This window comes from Nocardioides sp. NPDC127514, from assembly GCF_040302125.1.
GTDB lineage: Bacteria > Actinomycetota > Actinomycetes > Propionibacteriales > Nocardioidaceae > Nocardioides.
Genome location: NZ_JBEORF010000005.1, coordinates 71,608 through 94,849, shown reverse-complemented (window position 1 = coordinate 94,849; position 23,242 = coordinate 71,608). Strand labels below are relative to the sequence as shown.

Sequence of the window (23,242 nt, the reverse complement as noted above, 5' to 3'; positions counted from 1 at the left end):
GGCCTCAGATGAACTTCTTGGACGCGAGGAACTCGGCCAGCGCCTTGGCGCCCGAGCCGTCCTCGTCGGTGACGATCTCGCCGGCGGTGCGCGGCGGACGGGCCGCCGTCTCCTCGACCGCGGTGTAGGCAGCACCCAGACCCACCTGGGCGGCGTCGACACCGAGGTCGGCCAGCGACCACGTCTCCAGCGGCTTCTTCTTGGCCGCCATGATGCCCTTGAACGACGGGTAACGCGCCTCACCGGACTGGTCGGTGACCGAGAGGACCAGCGGCAGCGTGCCGCCGATGACCTCGGTGGCCACGTCACCGTCACGCTTGATCCGGATCTGGTCGCCCTGGGTCTCCACGACCGAGGCCAGGGTGACCTGCGGCAAGCCGAGGCGCTCGGCCAGCATCGCCGGGACGACGCTCATGCCGGCGTCGGTCGAGGCCAGACCGCCGACCACGAGGTCGACCGGACCGAGCTTCTCGATCGCCTTGGCCAGCACCAGCGAGGTGGCGATGGAGTCCGAGCCGGCGATCGCGTCGTCGACGACGTGGACGCCCTTGTCGGCACCCATCTGCAGCGCCTTGCGCACAGCGGCCTCGGCGGCCTCCGGACCAACGGTCAGCGCGGTGACGGTGATCTCCTCACCCTCGCGCTTCTCCTTGATCTGCAACGACTGCTCGACGGCGTACTCATCGAGCTCGGAGAGCAGACCGTCGACGTTCACGCGGTCGACGGTGAAGTCGTCCTCGAACTGCCGGTCCGCGGTCGCGTCCGGCACGTACTTCACAAGCACAACAATGTTCATGATGGTGCGGCCTTGCCGGCCCCTCCTGGAATGGTCGTAGTTCGCCAGCGATGTTACCCGTCAGTCACATACGGATGACAGGTGCCTACGCGTTGAGAATGTCACATGGGCTCAGGGCCGGATCACACCGGCCACGATGCGGCCGACGATCAGCCACGCCAGCGCACCGATGCCCCAGTTGAAGAGCGCGTTCTTGATCTCGGCGTCCTCACCGCTGAACTGCTTGATGCCGTTCTCCCGTGAGAACAGGCCGAGGTCGGCGAGGTCGGCGAGGTCAAGGATGAACGCCACGAGGGTGTTGTCCTGGTTCGCCTTGAGCGCGATCAGCAGCGCTCCGATCGCCAGCGCCAGCGCGGCGAGCAGCGCGATCGCCCAGACGATCCTGGAGGCGTAGGAACGGATGGTGTGGACGATGCCCGGGCCGGTGGACGTCTTGGTGTCGGACACGCGATTCACTTCCCTTCGAAGTTGGCTTTGCCGGGGCCGTTCTCCAGGAACGATGCCATTCCGGTCTGGGAGTCCTTCGTCGCGAACACGCCGGCGAACTGCTGCTGCTCGAGGGCCAGCCCGGTGGCGAGGTCCACCCCGAGCCCCTTGTCGATCGCCGTCTTCGCCGCCGCCAGAGCGTACGGTGCCGCCTTCTTGAACTGGCTCGCCCACGCGAGCGCCTCCTCATAGACCGAGGCCGCCGGTACGAGCCGGTCGGCCAAGCCGATTGCAAGCGCCTCGTCTGCCTTGACGAAGCGGCCCGAGAAGATCAGATCCTTGGCCTTGGACGGCCCGATCAGCCGTGCCAGCCGCTGAGTGCCGCCGGCACCGGGGATGATGCCGAGCAGCACCTCCGGCTGACCGAAGGTCGCGTCGTCGGCGGCGATCCGGAAGTCGGCCGCGAGCGCCAGCTCGCAGCCTCCACCCAGCGCGTAGCCGGTCACCGCGGCCACCACCGGCTTCGGGATCTCCGCGACAGCCGTCACCGCGGCCTGCACGCCGGCGACCCGCTTGGCCATCTCGGAGTAGGAGAGGCCGGCCATCTCCTTGACGTCGTTGCCGGCGGCGAAGAGCCGCTCGCCGCCGTAGACCACGACCGCGCGTACGTCTTCGTCGGCTGCCGCCTCGGTCGCGACCTCGAGCAGCTCGGCCTGCACCTGGAAGCTGATCGCGTTCATCTTCGGCCGGTCGAGGCGGATCGTGCCGACGCCGTCCTCGACGGCGAGGTTGACGAAGTCACCCATCGTGGCGCTCCCCTGTCTGTGAAGGCGGTTACATGTGTCCGGAACACTATCGGGTGCCTTCCGCCTCTTGTCTGCCGGTTCGCGGTACAGGCGTTGCGTGTATCGCGTAACCCGCGCCGGTAAAGGGACGTTTCAATAACATGACCGATATTCGTTCCAGTCGCGCCAGGGTGAGCCTCGGTGCCGCGCTGAGCATCGCCCTCGGCGCTTTCGTGCTGGTGACGCCGGTCTCGGGTGCCGCGCTCTCCACCACTGATGACACTGCCACCACGGCCGACGTGTCCCGCTCCGGCGGGCTGCTCGGTCACGAGGCCGATGCCGGCCTGGACGTACGCGACCGCGTGCTGCCCACCTCAGCCCAGGAGTCCGCGGCCCAGGCCCTAGACGCCGTCGACATCCGCTGGAACGCCCACGGGACGCCGACCTCGCTGATCACCGCCGACGGCGTGCTGGCCACGGCCGCCTCCTCGGACCCGGTCACCGCCGCCCGGGGCTTCCTCGCCGACAACGCGGCGGTCTTCGGGCTCACCGCGGCTCAGCTGGGCGACCTCGACCTCGAGCTCGTCAGCGACCAGAAGCTGGCCGACGGGGGCGGTCATGCCGTGCTCTTCCGGCAGACCTACGACGGCCTGTCCGCCGCCACGGAGGGGATGGTCACCGTGGGCGTGGCCGACGGCGCCATCACCTACGTCTCCTCCTCGCTGTCCAAGGTGACCGGCACCCCGGCGAAGGCCGAGCTCACCCCGACCGAGGCGTGGCTGAAGGCGGCGGCCTCGGCCGGACGCCCCATCTCCGGGTCGAAGGTCGGCGAGATCGTCACCGACGCCGCCGCGAAGCTGACCGACTGGACCAAGCTGACGGTCCCCGGCCTGGCGACCGACCAGCTGGTGCGGCTGCGGGCGCTCCCCGTCCCCGGCGAGGGCGTACGCCCTGTCTTCCAGGCCACCGTCGTCGACTCCGCCGCCGCCACCCTCCTGGGGCAGACGGTGCTGGTCGACGCGGTCACCGGCGACGTGCTCCTGCGCCGCGACAACGTCGATCACGAGAACGACGTCGAGGGCCCGTTCACCGGCACCGCCCTCGGAGCCTGCGGCCCGAAGCACACCTTCGAGATCTCCGACGACAAGACCCGCACCCTGGCTGCGGTCGCGATCGGGCTGCCGACCGACGACTTCACCGTGAAGCTGTTCGCTCCTGATGGGAAGCTGCTCGTGGAGGGTGACCTGCTCACCAGCCCCGAGACCGCTACCTACACCGCCGAGAAGATCGACCCCGGGACGTACGCGGTCCAGGTCTGTCCCTTCGACGACTCGCTCCTCGTCGGCAGCTACACGGTGACCGTCGCGTCCTCCGATGCCGGCGCGGAGACCGGTGACCTGCCGGGCAGCAACCCGCGCTGGTCCTACTTCCCCGGCACCCCCGACGCTGCCTCGACCGGCGGTGACGCAGTCCCGGCCAACGACGTGATCGCGTGCTGGACCAAGGTGGCCGAGTGCACCGGGCCGGAGCTGAAGAGCCTGGCCAACGCCGGTCCGTGGGACACGTTGCTCAACACGACCGTCGGCGTGCCTTCGCTGACGACCATCGGCAACAACGCCAACACCCACGAGGGCTGGCTCTCGCCGCTGGCCGCCGGTGGCCTCGAGCAGGCGCCGATCTCGCCGGTGCGTGACTACACCGGCACGTTCACCGACGCCTGGAACAACTCCAAGTGCGCCCCCACCAACATGGTGCCGGGCGGCAACGACGTCAACTACGTCGTCGGCAACCTGTTCGCGAGCCACAACCGGATGCACGACTGGTCCTACTTCCTCGGCTTCACCGAGGAGAACTACAACCTGCAGACCGACAACCTGGGTCGCGGTGGACGCGGCCTCGACGCCGAGGTCGGCAACGCGCAGGCCGCGGCGCTCGACTCCCAGGTCGTGGAGCAGACCGGGCTGCTGACCGGTCGCAACAACGCCAACCAGCTCACCCTGATGGACGGCGTCCCGGGCATCACCAACCAGTACCTCTTCCAGCCCGCCGCCGGCGCCTTCTACGCGCCCTGCACCGACGGCTCGCTGGACTTCGGGATCGTCGGCCACGAGTACACCCACGCCATCTCCAACCGGATGGTCGGTGGCCCCGACGACGGCCTGACCTCGGAGCAGGGCGGCGCGATGGGTGAGTCCTGGAGCGACCTGGCCGCGGCCGAGCACATGTTCGCCCACGACCTCTACAACGGCGGCAGCCCCTGGGCCGTCGGCTCCTACGCCACCGGCAACACCGACGTCGCGATCCGTGACTTCGCGATCGACAAGAACCCGCTCAACTTCTCCGACTACGGCTTCGACAGCACCGGGCCCGAGGTCCACGCCGACGGCGAGATCTGGAACGGCACGATGTGGTCGGTGCGGCAGGCGCTGGTCGACAAGTACGACGCGACGTACCCCTACGCCGACAAGGCCCTGCAGCGGCGCTGCTCGGTCGGGACGACCACCGCCTCGCCGCTGGCAGCCGACAAGTGCCCCGGCAACCGCCGCTGGATCCAGCTGGTCTTCGACTCGTTCCTGCTCCAGCAGGGTGCGACCTCGATGCTGGACGCCCGCGACGCGTTCCTCGCCGCCGACCAGATGCGCTTCGGCGGCGCCAACCGCCAGGTGATCGCCGACGCGTTCGCCCGACGCGGCATGGGCCAGTACGCCACCACGACCGCCGACGACCACGAGCCGACCCCGAGCTTCGCCTCGCCGGCCTCGCGCAACGTCAAGGTCACCTTCACCGCACCGGCGGCCGGGAAGGTCTACGTCGGCCGCTTCGAAGCGCGGGCGACCCCGATCGCCGACACGCTCTCCGGCACCGGACTCGGGTCGGTGGCTCACTTCGTGCCGGGGACGTACGAGCTCCTCTACGTCTCCGCCACCGGTGGCGCCCAGCGCAAGACGGTCACGGTCTCCCCCGCGGAGGTCACCAAGACCGTCTCGTTCGCGACCGGGACCAACCTGGCCGCGGCCGCCAACGGGGCCAAGGTGCTCACCTCGACCGAGGGCGCGCGCAACCCGGCCGCCCTGATCGACGGCACCGAGGGCACCAACTGGGGCGGGGTGACCGCGGACAACGTGGACGCCACCACGCCCTCGATCGCCGTGGACCTCGCCGGTGGGACGCGCACGGTGAAGACGGTCAACATCAGCGCCTACCTGTCGCCGGCCACCGACACCGACGCCGACTCGGGGTCGCGCTTCACCGCGCTCCGGAAGTTCGCCCTGGAGGCGTGCGTCTCCGCGTGCGACACGGCCGGGGCGACCTGGAAGCGCTTCTACACCTCGGCCGACGACGCCTTCCCCGGAAAGCGCCCGAGGCCGGTCGCGCCCAACCTCAACCTGCGTACCTTCGACGTCCCCGACACCTCCGCCGCGGCGGTCCGTCTGGTGGCGTTGGAGAACCAGTGCACGGGCTACGCAGGTTACGCCGGTGAGCAGGACGCCGACCCGCTCACGACGACCGACTGCAAGACCGGCTCCGACCGCGGCACCATCGTCCACGCCGCCGAGCTGCAGGTCTTCGGGCAGTAGCCGGACCCCGTTCTACCCTGGCATCCGCGCGGACGCCAGGGTAGAACGGGACGCAGCGGCGGGCGGGGGTCCTGCCGGTCTGGAGATCGACGATGAAGGCTCTGAGGTACGTCAAGATCGGCGCTGCGCCGGAGATCAGCGAGGTTCCGGTGCCGGAGCCGGCACCGGGCCAGGTGCGGGTGAAGATCACCGCCGCCGGCGCCTGCCACTCCGACTCCTTCCTGATGGGCCTGCCGGAGGATGCCTGGCATTCGTTCGGTTACCCGCTGCCGATGACGCTCGGGCACGAGGGTGTCGGGGTCGTCGACGCCCTCGGCGACGGAGCGCACGGGATCGAGCCCGGTGAGCCGGTGGCGATCTACGGACCGCAGGGCTGCGGCCGCTGCTACCCCTGCGCGCAGGGCAAGGAGAACTACTGCGAGCGCGCCGCCGAGCTCCACATCAGCCCGCCAGGGCTCGGCACCGACGGCACCATGGCTGAGTACGTGCTCGTGCCGGACGCCCGCCACCTGCTGCCACTCGGCGACCTCGACCCGGTCGCCAACGTCGCGCTCACCGACGCCGGCCTGACGCCCTACCACGCCATCAAGGGCTCCCTGTCCAAGCTGGTCGCCGGCTCGACCGCCGTCGTGATCGGCGCAGGCGGCCTCGGCCACGTCGCGATCCAGCTGCTGCGGGCCCTCTCCCCCGCGACCGTGATCGCACTCGACCTCAACGAGGACAAGCTCGCCCTGGCCACCGACGTAGGCGCCCACCACGCCTTCCTGTCCGACAAGACAGCCGCCGACAACATCCGCAAGGTAGTCGGCGCCCGCGGCGTCACCGCCGTCTTCGACTTCGTCGGCGCCCAGCCCACCGTCGACCTGGCCTCGTCCGTGATCGGCGTGGAGAGCGATCTGGTCATCGTCGGCGTCAACACCGCCAGCGCCCAGGTAGGCACGCTCTCCAAGCCGTACGACGCGGTGATCCGGGCTCCGTACTGGGGCTCGCGCTCGGAGCTGATGGAGGTCTTCGACCTCGCCCGCGCCGGGCTCGTGCACGTGGAGACGGAGCGGTTCTCCCTGGACGAGGCACCGGAGGCGTACCGGCGACTTCACGAGGGCACGCTTCGCGGCCGCGCCGTCGTCGTCCCGTAGGTGCGCGGGAGCAGTCAGTCGACAACCGCGGCTACGGCCTCGATCTCGACCAGCTGATCGGCATAGCCGAGGACCGTCACCCCCATCAGGGTGCTGGGCACGTCATGATCGCCGAACGCGTCGCGAACCACCTGCCACGCCGTGACGAGATCCGATCGCTGCGAAGATGCAACCAGCACACGAGTGCTCACCACGTCTCCGATCCCCGCGCCGGCCGCCCTGAGCGCCTCGCTCAGCGTCTCGATGCACTTGGCAGCCTGCCCTGCGTAGTCACCGACGGCGGCCGTCGACCCGTCCTGCTCGAGCGGGCACGCACCCGCGAGGAAGATCAGTCGCGCGTCGCTCCCGACGGTCGACGCGTAGGCGTACTGAGCGACATCGCTGAGCGCGGAAGACCTGATGAGACGGACAGAACTGGCCACCGGGCGATCCTGTCACGGCCGCACGTCGATCGCGTTCTGATTTCGTGAGCACCGGCCTCAGCACGACCACGTCACCGTCGGTCGAACGACCCCAAGGCAACCCCAGCAAGCAAGGCAGCGACCAGCACAGTCCCAGCAAGAACCCAGTAGAGCGCGTCATACCCGCCCAAGACCGTCGCAAGCGCAGCCCCCACAGCAGGAGCAAGCGCACCAGCAACCCCAGCAGGAGCCGAGTAGACACCGTTGAGCGCGGCGTACCTCTCCGGCCCCCACACGTCACTGACGACGGTCGCAGCGATGAGCGTGTAGAGCCCGCGAGCGGTCCCGGTGAGCACCGCGACGACGATCATCACCCAGCCGACGGCAGGCAACAACGGAAGCAGCGCGACGGAGGCGGCGAACCAGAGCACTCCCCCGATCATCCGGGCGCGGACACCGAAACGCCGCGCGAGCATCGGATAGAACGCACGCCCCGCGACCTGACCGGCGCCGCTGAGCCCGAGAGCCCAGGCGGCGGTGGTGGCGCTCAGCCCGTGCTCGACGAGGAACGGAACCAGGTGGACGATCGAGGCGAACACGGCCAACGAGACCAGCGTCCCGGCGAGCGTGAGGAGCACGAACCGGCTGCTCCGCAGCACGTCCCGGTCCCGCACAGGACGGCCGTCCTTGGCCGGCGCAGCAGGCTTCCAGGCGAGATCGAGCACGACGACGCTCGGCACGAACGTCAGCACGACGAAGGCGCCGGCCAGGATGACGTACGTCCATCGCCACTCCACCCACCCCGCCAGCGCATCGGTGAGCGGCGCGAAGATCGTCGAGGCGAATCCGCCGGCGAGGGTGAGGGTCGTGATCGCATCGACTCGCCGCGTACCGAACCAGTGGGTCAGCGCCGCGAAGGCCGGCGGGTAGAAGGTGCCGGCGGTCGAGAGCCCCACCAGCAGCCAGCCCAGGGCGAAGATCCAGTACGAGGGCGCGGCGGCGACGACGAGCAGCGACACCGCCCCCAGCAGACTGGCCCCGGCCATCACCCACCGCGGCCCGAAGCGCTGGATGACCCGCCCGACGGGGATGCCCGCGACGGCGCCCACCAGCGTCCCCGCGGAGAAGGCGGTCGTGATCGCGGCCGCCGACCATCCGGTGGTGTCGACGATCCGCGGCTGCAGGACGGTGAAGGCGTAGTAGAGGACGCCGTACGCCGCGGTGACGGTCACACAGAGCGTGACCAGCACCGCGAGCAGTGGCCGACCCTCGACCCGCTCTTCCATCGCCGACCTCCCAGCAGCAGCACGTAGGTCGTCACCCTTGCACGCGCCACCTCGGGGCCGGCGTCGGCCTCAGCGTTCCAGCTGGACCTGCTCGACGACGCCGCTGAGCTTGGAGGGGTTGCGTACGTAGTAGAGGCCGGTGACCTTGCCGTCCTCGACGTGCAGAGTGACGACGCCGTCGACCTCCTCGCCGAAGTAGACCAGCATCCCGGGGGCACGGTTGACGCTGGTCAGCTCGAACCTGGGGATGCCGAACTTCGTGGCCAGGCCCTCGAAGAACCGGAGCACCTTCTCGGCGCCGTGGATCGGCCTGCGGGCCGCCTGCACCACACCGCCGCCGTCGGAGAAGAGCACGACGTCGGGGGCGAGCACGTCCAGCAGCGACTGCAGGTCGCCGCCGGTCGCGGCGTCACGGAACCGCTCCAACGCGCGCCGCGCCTCGGCCGCCGAGACCGACTCGCGCGGCCGCCGCTCGGCGACGTGGTCCCGCGCCCGGTGGGCGATCTGCCGCACCGCAGCGGGCGACTTGTCCACCGCAGCCGCGATCTCGTCGTAGCCCAGCGCGAAGACCTCGCGCAGCACGAAGACCGCCCGCTCGGTCGGCGAGAGCGTCTCCAGCACCAGCAGCACCGCGGTCGAGAGCGAGTCGGCGAGCTCGGCGTCCTCGGCGACGTCCGGCGCGGTCAGCAGCGGCTCGGGCAACCACGGACCGACGTACGTCTCCTTGCGGCGCGAGAGCGTCCGGATGCGGTTGAGCGCGAGCCTGGTCGTGATCCGCACCAGATAGGCGCGGTGGTCGCGCACCTCCTCCAGCGGCACCTCGGCCCAGCGCAGCCAGGTCTCCTGGAGCACGTCCTCGGCGTCGGCGGCCGAGCCGAGCATCTCGTACGCCACTGTGAAGAGCAGGTTGCGGTGGGCGACGAAGACCTCGGTCGCGGCGCCCGCGCTCGCCCCCTCGGACTCACTCATGCGCCCGACCCTACCGACGCGTGAGTCAGCGGGTTCGCTGCCTTCGGGATCCTGAACGTGCTGGGCATCGTTGCCCTCCTGTGTCGTGGGATCATCTCGTCACCCATCCAGACACCGGCAACCCCCAGGTTGTGACAGTCCGGGCTCGCTAGGGTGGTCGCGTGAGCGAGCCAGAGACGACAACGGTGGCGGAGGGCGTTGCCCGGATCGAGTGGGCCGCGGGCGAGGCCGTCGATGTCGTACGCCGCGAGGTGGCCGCCGCGCTGCTCACCCATCATCGGGTGGAGGCGCTGGTCGACCCGGAGGACCCGTCCGAACAGCGCACCGCGACCTGGTCGGGACTTCACCGCGAGGGGCTGCTCCGCGGCGTGGCGGGCGGCAAGGACCGGATGATCTACGCCCGGGTCGCGAGCGATGCCCCGGTGGAGGCGCCCGAGGGCTTCCGGGCGCTGCTCAACTCGTTCCTCCCGCGCAAGCGCGCGATCGGGCAGATGCTGGTGCGCGACGCCGAGGAGCGCGTCCTGATGTGCCAGCTGACCTACAAGAAGGACTGGGACCTGCCCGGCGGCATCGTGGAGGTCGGCGAGTCGCCGAAGCTCGCCACCACCCGCGAGATCGAGGAGGAGCTCGCCCTCGTCCTCCCCGCCGGCGACCTGCTGCTGACCGACTGGCTGCCGCCGTGGGGCGGCTGGGACGACGCCGTCTGCCTGGTCTTCGACGGCGGCGTCCACCCGCCATCGATCGTCGAGCGCACCACCCTCCAGCCTCGCGAGATCCGCTCCGTGGCGTTCTGTACCCTCGACGAGGTCCGCGAGCGGGCCGCCGACTTCACCGCGCGTCGGGTCGAGGCCGCTCTGGCGGCGCTGAAGGGCGGCCCGACCTATACCGAGTCGGGCCGCCCCTAGCCCTGGCTCACCTCGACGCGGTCAGCTCCGCGACGACCACCGCCCTCGGACGGAGGCTGACCGGCCCGAGCAGACCGGAGGTCGGCGGGACCTGGTTGGCCTTGCCACGCTGGTTCAGCAGCGTGTTGGTGACCCGGACCTCGATCGTGTTGGCACCGGCACGGAGCGCCTCGGTGGCGTCGATGACGTACGGACGCCACAGCGCCCGCGGCAGCACGACCCCGTTGATGGTGACCTGCGCGATGTCGCGCACCTCGCCGAGGTCGAGCAGCATCCGCCGTCCGGCCAGGTCGGCGGCGGTGACGTCGACGGAGGTGCGGTAGGTCGCACTCCCGGAGAACCGGGGGTCGATGGTCGTCCACGATCCCAGCGGCCGGGTCTGCTCCGTCTCGCCTTCCCGCTCGAGCTTCACCGTCCACGGACCGTCCAGCGCGATCGGCTGCAGCGGGTCGGTCGTCGTGGCCTCGCCGCGGTAGGTCCGCTGCCCGTCCTTGCCGGTGAGAGCCGTCGTCCCGGGCTCGTCGACCAGGACGGTCGCCTCGAGCGCCTTCCCGCTCCGGGTCACCGACTCGGCGACCTGGTCGCCGACCAGGTGCGCCCCTGCCGTGGTGCCCTTCTGGAAGACGATCGCGAGCGTCTCGTACGGGTCGAGGCGCAGCGGCACGGTGGTCTCCTTGCTCCCGCCCTCGTCGTACGTCGCGGCGACCTCGGTGCTGCCGTCCCGCGGGTCCCAGACCTCCGGCACGCCGTCGACCGGAAGGGTGGCCGAGGTGGTGACGGCCTGGTCGCTCTCGTTGTTGACCAGGAACGCGACGTCCCCGTCCCGGCTGGTACGCAGCACCCGCACCGCCGGTGCGGCCGGGCTGAGCTCGGCGGCGGAGACACCGGCGGAGGCCGCGAGCCCACCGAGCGCGTCCGCGTCCGCGACGACGGCGACGTGGCCCTCGCCGTGACGGGTCCACCCCGCCGAGGCGCCACCGAACAGCGAGCGCAGCTCCCGGTCCAGCTCTGCGGTCCGACCGCCGGCCTCGAGCGCGGGCAACGGCCCGACGGCCGCCACGCGGCCGCCGCCGCGTACGAACTTCTTCAGGGTTCGGGCGGTCTCCAGGTCCAGGACCGGTGTCGTCGGCAGCACGAGCATCCGGTAGCTCGCGTCGCCGACCTTCAGCACGCCGTCGTCGGAGCGCGCCTGATAACGAGTGCCCGGATCACCGGACAGCGAACCGTCGCTGACCAGGTCGAAGTCGACCTGGCCGCGCTCGAGCGCGAAGGCGGCGCCACTGAGGTGGTCGTCGAGCTCGTGCTCCGCGTCCGTCGACCTGGTCTGCTCCGCGGCCCGCTGCGGCTGGACCAGGGCGGTCCGGGCGAGCGAGTCGCCCCGGCCGAGCTCCATGACCCGGCCGATCCAGGCGTCGACGTCGCCCATCGCGTCCCAGTAGGTGCTGGCGGGCCCGAACGGCGGCGCGAAGTAGACCTGCTTCTCGTCGGTCCACATCGCGTGCAGCGCGGTGAAGTTGGCTCCCCGGGTGGCCAGGGCACCGATCGTGGCGTGCATGTACTCCGGCGCGACACCCCACCCGGAGTTGCCGAACACCTCCACCAGGGCACGCTCGGCACCGCTCTGGTGTGCCGCCGAGGCGGCGTTGCGCATCAGGGTGGTCTGCCTGCCTGCCGTGTAGTCGGTGGTGATCATGTCGGTGCCGGGGACCTGGGCGTACTGGTTGTTCTTGGCCAGGTCGCCGGTGCTGTGCATCCGCTGTTGCGGGCCCTCCTCGTCGAGGAGCGGATTGGTGATCAGCTGCAGCCCGTGCTCGCCCATCCAGGCGGCCTGGCGCTGGTAGTAGTTGGTCGCGAACGCGTCGTTGACCGCACGCCAGTAGGTTCCGGCGTACTGCTCACCGGTGCGGCCGAGCTGGTCGGAGGCGGCGGTGAACGCGACGCCCGGGGACCCACCCGCGTCCTCGATCAGGTCCGCGAGACCGTCGGACCAGGCGAGCCGCTTGAACGGCCACGGCTCGGCCGAGGATATGAACGGCTCGTCGTCCCAGAAGCCGGGCACGACCGAGCCCATCGCCCAGCCGAAACGGCGCAGGTACTCCCCCTGCACCACCTCGAGCAGCCGGTCGGTCGCGTCGGGGTCGAGCAGATTGAGGTAGCCGCGGTGGTAGCCGCTGGTGTCGTCGACCAAGGTCGTGTGGGCGAAGGTGTCCACCTGCCAGCGCCCCGCCGGCACCGTCCAGGAGCCGTCCTCGAGGTTCGGGGTGAGCTCGACGAGGTCGCCACCGTCGGTAGATCCCGTCGGGCGAGCCGCGGCCGCGACCGTGTCCTTCAGCCTGACCAGCGGGCCGCCGAAGTCACCGATCGCCTCGCTGCCGTCGAAGCTCTGCGACCACAAGGCCGCCCCGGCCGGGTCGGTGACGGTGAGGTCGTTCCACTGCACGCGCTGAAGGCCCTCGACCGCGTCCTCGATCCCGACACCGCCGAACTCCGCGCTGACCGCCGGAGCACCCGTGGCGTACGTCGCGTCGACCGCCTCGGGCTGGACGGTCTTGTTGATCACCGGCTGGATCCGGTTGCCGGAGACGGTGACGCTGATCGTCTGCTCCCGACGTGGCGAGAAGCCGGGCGTGTTCACACCCGTGGTCAGCCGGGTCCGCGAGCCGCCGTCGAGACGCCAGACGCTGGCCTTGCCCTTCACGTCGACGTCGACGAGATAGCCGCGGCTGCCGTCCTCGGAGGCGCGTACGACGAGCTGCGCGCCGGAGGCGGTCAGGGTGACCTTCCCGGTCGCGGTGTAGTCGCCCCAGGTCGCACCGGAGCTGATCGGGTGCGCGCCCTCGCGGATGGCCGCGTCCACGACGAGCCGTCCGCCTTCGACGCTGAGACCGCTGGACTCGGCAGGGTCGATCGTCGTCGGGCCCTCGACGACCCGCGTCGAGCGCTGCAGAGCCTTCAGCCGCAGCTCTGGGCTCGGCTCGTACGTCTTGTCCCCCACCGTGCCGCCGTTGGCGATGATGCCGCCGGCCTTGCCGCTGGGGAAGTTGCTGTCGTTGAACAGCCAGATCCTCATCCCGGTGCGCTGCGCCTCCCGCAGGACGTGCTCGACGATGTCGAACCAGGCCTCGGTGAAGAACGCCGGCTGCATCTTGTCGCCGCCGTAGGGGAAGAGGACCGCCTCGTAGACGCCCTTGTCACGCATCTCCGCCATCTGTGCGTCGACGACGTCCGGGGTCACGTTGCCTGTCCAGTACCAGTAGAACGCCGGGCGGCTGTCGCTGGGCGGATCGGCGAAGGCCGCCGGATCGAAGCCGCGCGCCTCGGTCGCCGCCACCGTCGCCTGGGTCGCCACCGCAGGATCGGTGGGTACGGCGCCGAGCGCGAGCGACGTCGCCAGGGCCACGGTGCCGGCGAGAACGCCGGTGAGTCGGATCATTTTCTGCTCCTACCTGGTGATGAACGTGTACGTGCCGGACCCGACCTCGAACTCGGCGAACCCGGGGACCGTCGAGGTCACCCGGCGGGCGCCGGTCGGGGTGGTGACCCGGACGCCCTCGGCTGCCGGGACGCGGACGGTCGCGGTGGTGTTCGGCGGGATCGTGACGGTGAGCCGGACCTGTCCGTCCGCCCGGACCCACGAGCTGGAGATCGTGCCCCGGACCGACTCGTAGGAGGACGCTGCCGACTCGACGTCGCCGACGAGCGCGGGCTCGATCACGACCTTCTTCCAGGCGACCGAGTCGTCGGCCTGGGTGATGCCGGCGACCCCACCGGTGAACCAGGCGTCGATCGCGCCGAGCATGTAGTGGTTCTGCGAGGCGCCGGAGCTGGTCCAGCTCTCCGGCAGCGAGGTCGCGCCGGCGGCGAGGAACTTGCCGTAGCTGACCCCGTCGTCGCGCTGCACCCAGTCGTGGAGCACGTCGTCGAGCCGCTCCCGGGAGAGCAGGTCGACGGCGGCGTACAGACCCACCTCGCCGACGACGATGTGGTCGTCGGCCGCGCGGATCTGCCGGACGAACCTGTCCAGGACGCCGGCACGCAGATCGGCCGGGACGAGGTCCTCCTGGAGCGCCAGGGCCTGGCTGGCCTGGTCGCCGTTGCCGTAGAGGCCGGTCTCCGGGTGGTAGAAGGTCGCGTGGAAGGCCGAGGCCACCGCCGCCGCCTTCTGCTCGTACGCAGCGGCGTCCGCGTCGCGCCCGAGGGCGCCCGCGATCCGGCTCATGTGGGTGAGGATGCGGTGGTAGGCCCAGGTCTGGGTCAGCGCCGGCGGGGTGGCGGGCGAGGCTGGGGTGATCCAGTCACCGAGGCCGCCGGGGACGATGCCTTCCTTCGAGGTCGAGGCCAGGTAGTCGGCGTACTCCACCATCTGCGGCCAATGGGCCCGCATGGCGCTGTCGTCGCCGTACCACTGGTAGATCTGCCAGGACGAGACCGCCAGGGTCGCGCCCCAGTTGGCGTCGTGCCGGAAGGCTCCCGCGAAGAGGGCGTCCTCGGGCGCCGTGGTCGGGATCAGCCCGTTGTCCTGCTGGGCGTCCACTACGTCCTGCAGCATCTTGCGGTAGTGCGCCTGGACGTCGTAGCCGTAGGCCAAAGTGTCGAAGACCAGGTTGGTCTGGTCGAGCCAGCCGAGCTTCTCGCGGTGCGGGCAGTCGGTGAAGACGGAGTACATGTTGGACTGCACCGAGCGGTCGATGATCCGGTGGATCCCGGTCATCTGCGGGTCGGAGGTGGTGAACGAGCCGACCGCCCGGTCGGTGGCGCGCAGCACCAGCCCCTTGACCGTCTCGGCGGTCGGTGCGGTGGTCAGCCCCTCGACCTGGAGGTAGCGGAAGCCGTGGTAGACGAACCTCGGGGTGAACGTCTCCTCGCCGGCGCCGGCCAGGGTGAACCGGTCCCGGATGTCGCCACCGACGCTGCCCTGGTCCACGGTGCCGTCGGCCTTGAGCTTCTCGGCCGGGCGCATCGTGATCGTGGTCCCGGCCGGACCGCTGGTCGTCAGCTGCTGCCAGCCGGCGAAGTTGGTGCCGAGGTCGAAGACGTACGTCCCCGCCTTCGGCTCCTTGAGGGCAACGGTCTCCAGGGTGTCGACCTGGCGGATCGGCGGGCTCTGCTGAGCCACCAGCGCCGGGTCGCCCGCCGGGGCGCCGATGTCGACCGCGTCGCGCCAGCCGTCACGGTCCGCGCCGGGCTCGTTCCAGGCGCCCAGGTCGTGCCGGGCGTCGTGGTCCTCGCCGCCGTACCAGTTCGAGAAGGTGACCTCACCGAGGGTCGACTTGAACGAGGAGCCGGTCGCGACCGTCTGGCACCGGCCGTCGCGGTAGGTGATCTCGAGCTGTCCCATCGCCCGCGGGGCGCCGTGCCCGGCGGCGGCCTTCATGTAGCGCTTCGGGATCTCGGGGGTGTTGAAGACGTTGTAGATCCCGTTGCCGAGCTCGATCCCCCAGGTGTTGCCGCCCTTGCGGAGCAGCCGGGTCACGTCGTACGTCGCGTAGGGGACCCGGACGCTGTGCTCGGTGTTGCCGGGCTGCAGCAGATCGGGCGAGACCGGCTCGCCGTTGAGCGAGGCGTCGTAGACGCCCTCGCCGGTGACGTAGAGGCGCGCGGAGGCGACGTCGTCACCGGCGGTGAAGTCTCGGGCCAGCACCGGCAGTCCGTCCGGAGAGGCGTGCAGGTTGGAGACCGCGGTCACCTTGGTCCGCGGCCCGACCTTGGTGAAGGTCGTGTCGTCGGTGGAGACCGAGACCTGGAAGTCGCGGGGGAAGTTCGGTGTGGTGCCGTAGTCGCTGGGCGCGTCCCACAGCGAGTAGAGCCGGACCGTGTCGATCGCCGTCGGCTCGCCGAGGTCGATCGTGATCACGATCGGCTGGTCCTGGACGTCGGTCTCGGGGTGGTAGTCGCTGCGGTAGCCGCGCGGGTCGTCCGCGGTGGTGACCTTGCCGTCGGTCAGGTAGGCGGGATCCCACACGCCCGGCTCGGAGTTCTCCTCGGAGACCGTCACGGTGGCGCCCTCGGCCAGGTTGGCCCCGTCGGCGCCGTGGGTGACCTCGATCTCGCCGAGCTCGAGGCGCGGCTTCCAGCTCGGGTCGTCCAGGGGCTCGCCGGGTCGGCCGAGGTCGATCACGGTCAGCCGTACGTAGCGGGTTTCCTGGGCGCCGATGCTGACGTCCTGGTGAAGCGGAGCGGCCCAGCGCTCGTCGGTGATCCACCGGCCCTGCCAGTCGGACTCGTCGAGCAGACCCATCTCGAAGGAGGCCGGCCGGCTCCATTCGCTCACCTCGCCGGCGGCGTCCCACACCCGGACCTGCCAGGTGGCCTTGTCGCGGGAGCCGAGGCGGTCGCCCGCGTAGGACGTCGCCATCGCGGCCGAGCGGACTCGGCCGCTGTCCCACAGGTCAGGGTCGCCCAACCTGCTGCGGGTGGATGCGACCCGGACCTGGTAGGCCGTCTGCCGGGCGACGCCGGCGCCGTTGCGCCACTGCAGATCGGGGGTGAGGTCGTCGATGCCGATCGGGTCGCTCACCCCTCCGACGCTGAGTCGGGCCGGGGCGGCGACCCCGCCGGACGGGTAGCTCGCGACCGCCGCGGACGGCATCAGACCGACGGCTGACGCCACCAAGGCCAGGGTGACCAGGGCTCTCATCGCACCTCCTGAAACGATTCAACTCCAACGGAGGTTCAGTATGGCGTACGTCACACGTATGACGGGAGGCCCAATGCCGGACTGGCCGCATGCGGCCAGTCCGGCACTCAGGTCAGGAGAGCGCTCAGCGGCGCTTCCCGCTCTCGACGAGATCCGGGAGCGGCCCGGCGACCCCACCGGACCGCGGCAGGCGTACCACTCCCTGAGCGACCAGCGCCCCGATCACCAGGAGAGCGCCACCGGCGAGCTCGCCCGGGCTCGGCACCTCCCCGAGCAGCAGCCAGGCGGAGCCGATCGCGACCGGGGGCACCAGCAGGATCCACGGCACCACCGACGACGCCGGGTGCCGCGCGAGCAGCGAGTTGAAGATCCCGTAGCCGACGAACGAGGCCAGCACCACCGTGTAGGCCGTGGAGACGAGTGCCTCCCAGCCGAAGGCGGCCACTCCCTCGCGGACCCCCTCGGGTCCGTCGAGAACCAGCGAGAGCGCCAGCAGCGGGAGCGGGACGACCAGGGCCGACCACACCGTCAGCGAGAGGCCGCCAGGCACCTTGGCCGCCCGCGAGATCACGTTGCCGATCGCCCACGACAGCGCGGCGAGCAGGCAGAGCACCAGCGCGACGACGGGCACGTGACCGCCCCGTCCGAGCGCCACCACGACCAGCCCCAGAGCGCCGGCGACGACGCCCACCACCTGCATGAGGGTGGGCCGCTCGCGCAGAACACCGGCCGCGATGACGATGGTGAGCACGACCTGCGCCTGGAGCACCAGCCCAGCGAGCCCAGGCGGCATCCCGGCCGCCATGCTCGTGTAGAGCAGCCCGAACTGGCCCAGGCTCATGAAGATCCCGACGGCCGCCACCACCCGCCACGAGGCCTTCGGCCGCGGGAGCAGGAACACCGCCGGGAAGGCGACCAGGACGAACCGCACCGCGAGCAGGAGCAGCGGCGGCACCGCATGCCCGTCGCGCGTCTCGAGGCCCCAGTCGATGACGACGAAGTTGAAGCCCCACAGGACGGCGACGAGGACGGCGAGCAGCGAGTCACGGCGGTTCACACCGTCAACGATGACAACAATGACCATGAAGCACCAGCGAATGATTCTTCATCCGATGACGTAGCATTTCTTCATGATCGACCTCGCCTCGCTCGTCGCCCTCCGCACTGTCGACACCCACGGCTCGGTGGTGGCGGCCGCCGACGCCCTGGGCTTCACGCCCAGCGCCGTGTCGCAGCAGGTCAAGCGGCTCGAGCGGCAGGTGGGCGTACCTCTTCTGGAGCGGATCGGGCGCGGCGTCATGCTCACCCACGCCGGCCGGCACCTGGTCGAGGAGGGGTCTCGCCTGCTCGCCGACATGGAGTCGCTGGAGTCAGGGCTGCACGAGCAGGCGACCACCGTGGCCGGTCGGCTGCGGCTGACCGCCTTCTCGACCGCGATGCGCGGACTGGTCGCGCCGGTCGCGGGCCGCCTCCGCGTCGACCATCCCGACCTCGCCCTCACCCTCTCCGAGCGCGAGCCGTGGGACACCGTCGACCTGGTCGCCACCGGTCACAGCGAGATCGGCGTCGTGCACTCCTGGGGAGACGTGCCGCTCTCCATCCCCGACCATCTCGTCACCACCGAGCTCCACCGGGACATCGCCGACGTGATCGCCCATCGCGACCATAGGCTGGCCCAGCTCGCCAAGGTGACCCCGCACGACCTCGTCGCCGAGGACTGGATCGCGACGCCGGAGGGCACGATCTGCCGGCAGTGGCTGAACCGGATGTACGCCGGCACCGGCCAGCTGCCGCGGATCGCTCACGTGTCGATGGAGTTCGACAGCCATCTCGCCCTGGTGCTGGCCGGGCTCGGGATCGCGCTCATCCCACGCATGGGCAGGGCGGCGCTGGGTGAGGACCTGGTCGCCGTACGCGTCGTCGACCCGGTCCCCACGCGCGAGATCCTTGCGCTGCACCGGCGCACGATGGCCGCCTCACCGGCGGTCACCGCCGTGCTGACCGCCCTCGCGGCTGAGAACGATCGAGATCAGAACAGGGCAGAGGCCAGCGACTGACGGCCCTTGAGCACCCGCTCGTCGTCGTTGCCGACCGCGGCGAAGAGCCCCAGCAGGTGCTGGCGCGCCTTGTTGCGCTCGTCCCCCGACGTACGTCGCACCAGCTCGACCAGCCGGAGGAAGGAGTCCTCCACGTGGCCGCCGAGCAGGTCCAGGTCGGCGACGAGCGTCTGCGCGTCGACGTCGTCGGGCGCGGCCGCGGCGGCGGCACGGGCAGCGTTGAGGTCGACCCCCTGCGTACGCTGCAGCACCTTGGCCATCGCCAGCCCGGCGGCGGCCTCGGAGTCGGCGGGGTTGGAGGCGATCAGCTTCTCGTACTCGGCCACGGCGGCGTCGATGTCGCCGCGCTCCAAGGCGTCCTGGGCCGGGGCGTAGCGCGGATCCATCGCCGGCTCGTCCCCGTCCTCGGACGCCACGGCACCGCCGAGGGCGTTGGGCTTGTGCCGCCCGCCGATCCCCTGGGTGGTGAGCTGCTGGCCGAGCTGCTGGAAGACCGTACGCAGCTCCTCGAGGTTGAGCGCGCCCGGGATCGGCTGGGTGACCGGCCGGCCGTCGAGCAGGATGTAGAGGAGCGGCACCTGGGGCACCTGCAGCGCCTGCGCGATCTGCGGGTTCTTGTCGATGTCGACCAGGCCGACCAGGAAGCGGCCGTCGTACTCCTCCACGACCGTCGACACGTCGCGCGCGTAGGTGACGCTCTCGGGAGCGCGGGAGGCCGAGTAGAAGACCAGGACGACCGGAGCGGTCATCGACGCCTCGAGCACCGACTGGAAGATCTGCTCGTCGACCTCGACGGTGTAGGAGCCGGCGCTCCGCCCCTGGGCGGGAGCCGCATCGGCCGGACCGCCGAAGGGGGCGTCCTGTGCGGGCGTGGTGCTGGCGAGCCCGGAGAGGTCGACGGCTCCGGGACGGGAGAACGGCTGCTGCGTCATGCGGTCAATCCTATGGGGTGGCCTAACCCACGCTGCCGCGGAGACCCGCGCGCTGGACGACGCGCTGGATGGTCAGGTCTCGCTCGTTCGGCCGGCCGACGAAGTAGATGTTGTTGAGGCCCTGCTCCTGGGCGGCCGACTCGAAGACGAAGTGGCCGTAGTTGAAGATCTGGCCGGTGAACGACTGCTTCACGGTGATGTCGAGGACTCGGGCCAGCGGCATGGTCGCCAGCTCGCTCGAGAGCACGCCGTGGACGCGGAAGATCCGCATGTTGGTGACCACGAACCGGTCCCGGCTGACCACCAGCGCGCGCCAGAACGCGTGCCCGACCAGCGCGAAGGCGAGCAGCACGATGATCCAGGCGACGTTCATGTCGATCGTCGCCGCGACGATCATCAGCGCCAGCCCGAGGATCGCCTCGCCCACCGGACGGAGGTAGGAGACCCAGTGATGGGTGACCTCGTCGACGACGACCTCACCTTCGTCGCGAAGGAGGTGCTTGGAGATGTCGACACCGAAGAGGTTCACACCGCCCACGATAGTGACTCCGCCGAACCCATGGCGAGAGAACAGGCCGTACGCCGGGACAACTCTAGTCGTCGAGGAGGGTGTCGGCGGCGGCGTACGGGTCCCGTACGCCCTTGACCACCTCTGCCGCCAGGGCGTCGAGGTCGCCGTCCGAGCCGACGCTCGACCATCGCGCGCGCAGGGTCTCGACGGCGATGGCCTCGACCTCGGCGCGGGCCCGACGCGTACGCCGCAGCTCCAGCGTCCCGCTGGAGCGCAGCCACTCGCGGTGCTCGTCGAGCGCGCCGACCACCTCGGCCAGCCCCTTGCCGGACTGGGCGACGGCGGTGAGCACGGGCGGGGTCCAGGCCCCCTCGGTGCGGTCGGTGAGGCGCAGCATCCCGCGGAGGTCGCGCTGGACCTTGGTCGCGCCGTCGCGATCGGCCTTGTTGACGACGTAGAGGTCGCCGATCTCCAAGATCCCAGCCTTCGCCGCCTGGATGCCGTCACCCATGCCGGGCGCGAGCAGCACCACGGTGGTGTCGGCGAGCCCGGCGATCTCGACCTCCGACTGGCCGACCCCGACGGTCTCGACCAGCACCACGTCGAACCCGGCGGCGTCCAGCACCCGGATCGCCTGCGGCGCCGACCAGGCCAGGCCGCCGAGGTGGCCGCGGGAGGCCATCGAGCGGATGAAGACACCCGGGTCGGTGGCGTGGTCGGTCATCCGGATCCGGTCGCCCAGCAGCGCGCCGCCGGAGAACGGCGAGGACGGGTCGACCGCCAGCACCGCCACGGTGCGCCCTTCCGAGCGCAGCTCGCGGACCAGCGCGGAGGTGGTGGTCGACTTCCCGACCCCGGGCGCGCCGGTGAGCCCCACGATGTGGGCGTTCCCGCCGTGAGGCGCGAGCGCGGCCATCACCTCGCGGAGCCGCTCTCCCCCACCGACCGGGGCGTTCTCGACGTACGACACCAGCCGCGCGACCGCCCGGGGCTCACCGCCCCGGGCGCGCGCGACCAGGTCGCTCACCTCAGCGATGGCTCAGGCCTTGGGGACACGCACGATCAGGGCGTCGCCCTGACCGCCACCTCCACACAGCGCGGCGGCACCGGTGCCACCGCCGCGGCGCTTGAGCTCGTTGGCCAGGTGGAGGACGACCCGCGTACCGGACATGCCGACGGGGTGGCCGAGGGCGATCGCGCCGCCGTTGACGTTGACGATCTCGGGGTCGAGGCCGAGCTTCTTGGTGGACTCGATGCCGACGGCCGCGAACGCCTCGTTGAACTCGACGAGGTCGAGGTCGGCGGCGGTGATGCCCTCCTTCTCGAGGGCCTTGGCGGTCGCGTTGGCCGGCTGCAGCTGCAGCGAGGAGTCGGGGCCGGCGACCATGCCGTGGGCACCGATCTCGGCCAGCCACTCCAGACCGAGCGACTCGGCCTTCTCCTTCGACATGACCACGACGGCGGCAGCACCGTCGGAGATCTGCGAGGCGGAGCCGGCGGTGATGGTGCCGTCCTTGGAGAACGCCGGACGGAGCTTGCCGAGCGACTCGACGGTGGTGTCGCCGCGCACACCCTCATCGGCGCTGATCACGATCGGGTCGCCCTTGCGCTGCGGGATGGAGACCGGGACGATCTCGTCGTCGAAGACGCCGTTCTTCTGGGCCGCGGCGGCGCGCTGGTGCGAGGTGGCGGCGAAGGCGTCCTGCTCCTCACGGGTGAGCTTCACGCCCTCGGAGTTGATCTGCTCGGTCAGCCCGCCCATCGCCTGCTGGGTGGCCTGGTCGTAGAGCGCGTCGTACGCCATCGAGTCGACCAGCGTGGTGTCGCCGTACTTGAAGCCCTCGCGGGACTTCGGCAGCAGGTGCGGCGCGTTGGTCATCGACTCCATGCCGCCGGCGACGATGATCTCCGCCTCACCGGCGCGGATCAGCTGGTCGGCCGTGGCGATGGTGTTGAGGCCGGAGAGGCAGACCTTGTTGATCGTGATCGAGGGCACGTTCATCGGCAGCCCGCCGGCGATGCCCGCGGCGCGCGCCGGGTTCTGGCCGGCACCGGCCTGGATGACCTGGCCCATGATCAGGTAGTCGACCTGATCCGGCGAGACGCCCGCCTTCTCCAGGGCGCCCTTGATGGCGATGCCGCCCAGATCGGCCGCGGACAGGCTCTTGAGCCCGCCGAGCAGGCGGCCGATCGGCGTGCGCGCCCCGGCGACGATGACGTTGGACATGGGTCCTCCAAATGTTGGTGGTGCTGATCTGCTCCGAGGTTACTAATTAGTAACCTCAGTTGGAAGAGTGTTGAGCGCAGCCCGGTGTGGCTGTCATCACACATTGTGCCCGTTGCCCCCGACCTCAAGGAGAGTAGGCCCATGACATCCGTTGAGATCCCACCGCACCTGTTCACCCAGATCGACCACGTCGGTCTCGCCGTCGCCGACCTGGATGCGGCGATCGACTTCTACGAGAAGACCTTCGGCATGAAGCTCGCCCACCGCGAGACCAACGAGGAGCAGGGTGTCGAGGAGGCGATGATCGCGATCGGCGACTCCGACAACAAGCTCCAGCTGCTCGCCCCGCTCAACGAGAACAGCACCATCGCCAAGTTCCTCGACCGCAACGGCCCCGGCATGCAGCAGCTCGCCTACCGGGTGACCGACGTGGAGCAGGTCTCGGCGATCCTCAAGGAGCGGGGCGTACGTCTTCTGTACGACGCACCGCGCCGCGGCACCGCCGACTCCCGGATCAACTTCATCCACCCCAAGGACGCCGGCGGCGTCCTGGTCGAGCTCGTCGAGCCGGCCGCCGACGCCGCCCACTGAGCCAG

The 23,242-nt window shown here is 70.5% G+C and carries 18 protein-coding genes; 5 read left to right on the top strand and 13 right to left on the bottom strand.

Features of this window, described 5'->3' with window-relative positions; all coding sequences use genetic code 11:
* Nucleotides 1-4: 4 nt before the first annotated feature.
* From ABTX24_RS05465 to ABTX24_RS05455, 3 genes are all read right to left on the bottom strand, one after another.
* A complete protein-coding gene (locus ABTX24_RS05465) occupies nucleotides 5-796 on the bottom strand; it encodes an electron transfer flavoprotein subunit beta/FixA family protein (RefSeq protein ID WP_350713123.1) in 792 nt (263 codons plus the stop codon).
* 111 nt (nucleotides 797-907) lie between these two features.
* The gene (locus tag ABTX24_RS05460; RefSeq protein ID WP_160027842.1) at nucleotides 908-1,243 is read right to left on the bottom strand and encodes a hypothetical protein; all 336 of its coding nucleotides are present in this window, start codon (nucleotides 1,241-1,243) and stop codon (nucleotides 908-910) included.
* Nucleotides 1,244-1,248: 5 nt separating this feature from the next.
* Nucleotides 1,249-2,028, bottom strand: a complete 780-nt coding sequence (locus tag ABTX24_RS05455) for an enoyl-CoA hydratase/isomerase family protein (RefSeq protein WP_350837958.1) — start codon at nucleotides 2,026-2,028, stop codon at nucleotides 1,249-1,251.
* A gap of 140 nt (nucleotides 2,029-2,168) precedes the next feature.
* On the opposite strand from ABTX24_RS05455, the gene ABTX24_RS05450 reads away from it, so the two are divergent.
* Together ABTX24_RS05450 and ABTX24_RS05445 are read left to right on the top strand one after the other, a co-directional pair.
* Entirely contained in the window at nucleotides 2,169-5,585 is a 3,417-nt protein-coding gene (locus tag ABTX24_RS05450) for a M36 family metallopeptidase (protein WP_350837956.1), read from the top strand.
* 92 nt (nucleotides 5,586-5,677) lie between these two features.
* Nucleotides 5,678-6,721 carry an NAD(P)-dependent alcohol dehydrogenase gene (locus tag ABTX24_RS05445; protein WP_350837954.1) on the top strand — a complete coding sequence of 348 codons (1,044 nt, stop codon included), beginning with the start codon at nucleotides 5,678-5,680 and terminating at the stop codon, nucleotides 6,719-6,721.
* Nucleotides 6,722-6,735: 14 nt separating this feature from the next.
* On the opposite strand, the gene ABTX24_RS05440 is transcribed toward ABTX24_RS05445, so the two are convergent.
* The 3 genes from ABTX24_RS05440 to ABTX24_RS05430 all read right to left on the bottom strand — a co-directional run bounded on the left by ABTX24_RS05440 (nucleotide 6,736) and on the right by ABTX24_RS05430 (nucleotide 9,377).
* Nucleotides 6,736-7,143: a RidA family protein gene (locus tag ABTX24_RS05440; RefSeq protein ID WP_350837952.1), complete on the bottom strand. Its 408-nt coding sequence runs from the start codon at nucleotides 7,141-7,143 to the stop codon at nucleotides 6,736-6,738.
* 71 nt (nucleotides 7,144-7,214) lie between these two features.
* The gene (locus ABTX24_RS05435; protein ID WP_350837950.1) at nucleotides 7,215-8,408 is read right to left on the bottom strand and encodes an MFS transporter; all 1,194 of its coding nucleotides are present in this window, start codon (nucleotides 8,406-8,408) and stop codon (nucleotides 7,215-7,217) included.
* A gap of 69 nt (nucleotides 8,409-8,477) precedes the next feature.
* A complete protein-coding gene (locus ABTX24_RS05430; RefSeq protein ID WP_350837948.1) occupies nucleotides 8,478-9,377 on the bottom strand; it encodes an RNA polymerase sigma-70 factor in 900 nt (299 codons plus the stop codon).
* A 161-nt stretch (nucleotides 9,378-9,538) separates the two neighbouring features.
* Here ABTX24_RS05430 and ABTX24_RS05425 point away from each other — a divergent pair, with 161 nt between their 5' ends.
* Complete coding sequence (locus tag ABTX24_RS05425; RefSeq protein WP_350837946.1) at nucleotides 9,539-10,282, top strand: NUDIX domain-containing protein; 744 nt, start codon at nucleotides 9,539-9,541, stop codon at nucleotides 10,280-10,282.
* A 7-nt stretch (nucleotides 10,283-10,289) separates the two neighbouring features.
* Here ABTX24_RS05425 and ABTX24_RS05420 read toward each other — a convergent pair whose 3' ends face one another.
* The 3 genes from ABTX24_RS05420 to ABTX24_RS05410 all read right to left on the bottom strand — a co-directional run bounded on the left by ABTX24_RS05420 (nucleotide 10,290) and on the right by ABTX24_RS05410 (nucleotide 17,976).
* Nucleotides 10,290-13,715 (bottom strand): glycosyl hydrolase, encoded by a 3,426-nt coding sequence (locus ABTX24_RS05420; RefSeq protein ID WP_350837944.1) that lies wholly within the window; start codon nucleotides 13,713-13,715, stop codon nucleotides 10,290-10,292.
* A gap of 9 nt (nucleotides 13,716-13,724) precedes the next feature.
* Nucleotides 13,725-16,919 (bottom strand): family 78 glycoside hydrolase catalytic domain, encoded by a 3,195-nt coding sequence (locus ABTX24_RS05415; RefSeq protein WP_350837942.1) that lies wholly within the window; start codon nucleotides 16,917-16,919, stop codon nucleotides 13,725-13,727.
* A gap of 124 nt (nucleotides 16,920-17,043) precedes the next feature.
* Nucleotides 17,044-17,976 (bottom strand): EamA family transporter, encoded by a 933-nt coding sequence (locus ABTX24_RS05410; RefSeq protein ID WP_350837940.1) that lies wholly within the window; start codon nucleotides 17,974-17,976, stop codon nucleotides 17,044-17,046.
* 73 nt (nucleotides 17,977-18,049) lie between these two features.
* On the opposite strand from ABTX24_RS05410, the gene ABTX24_RS05405 reads away from it, so the two are divergent.
* Complete coding sequence (locus ABTX24_RS05405; protein WP_350837939.1) at nucleotides 18,050-18,976, top strand: LysR family transcriptional regulator; 927 nt, start codon at nucleotides 18,050-18,052, stop codon at nucleotides 18,974-18,976.
* On the opposite strand, the gene ABTX24_RS05400 is transcribed toward ABTX24_RS05405, so the two are convergent.
* From ABTX24_RS05400 to ABTX24_RS05385, 4 genes are all read right to left on the bottom strand, one after another.
* Nucleotides 18,949-19,908, bottom strand: coding sequence for a co-chaperone YbbN (locus tag ABTX24_RS05400; protein WP_350713136.1), 960 nt, complete (start codon nucleotides 19,906-19,908; stop codon nucleotides 18,949-18,951). The two genes, ABTX24_RS05405 and ABTX24_RS05400, sit on opposite strands and share 28 nt — an antisense overlap.
* 22 nt (nucleotides 19,909-19,930) lie before the next feature.
* Nucleotides 19,931-20,437, bottom strand: a complete 507-nt coding sequence (locus tag ABTX24_RS05395; protein ID WP_160027818.1) for a PH domain-containing protein — start codon at nucleotides 20,435-20,437, stop codon at nucleotides 19,931-19,933.
* A 64-nt stretch (nucleotides 20,438-20,501) separates the two neighbouring features.
* Complete coding sequence (gene meaB / locus ABTX24_RS05390; RefSeq protein ID WP_350837937.1) at nucleotides 20,502-21,446, bottom strand: methylmalonyl Co-A mutase-associated GTPase MeaB; 945 nt, start codon at nucleotides 21,444-21,446, stop codon at nucleotides 20,502-20,504.
* A 12-nt stretch (nucleotides 21,447-21,458) separates the two neighbouring features.
* A complete protein-coding gene (locus ABTX24_RS05385; RefSeq protein ID WP_160027806.1) occupies nucleotides 21,459-22,646 on the bottom strand; it encodes an acetyl-CoA C-acetyltransferase in 1,188 nt (395 codons plus the stop codon).
* 141 nt (nucleotides 22,647-22,787) lie between these two features.
* Here ABTX24_RS05385 and mce point away from each other — a divergent pair, with 141 nt between their 5' ends.
* The gene (gene mce / locus ABTX24_RS05380) at nucleotides 22,788-23,237 is read left to right on the top strand and encodes a methylmalonyl-CoA epimerase (protein ID WP_350837934.1); all 450 of its coding nucleotides are present in this window, start codon (nucleotides 22,788-22,790) and stop codon (nucleotides 23,235-23,237) included.
* Nucleotides 23,238-23,242 lie beyond the last annotated feature (5 nt).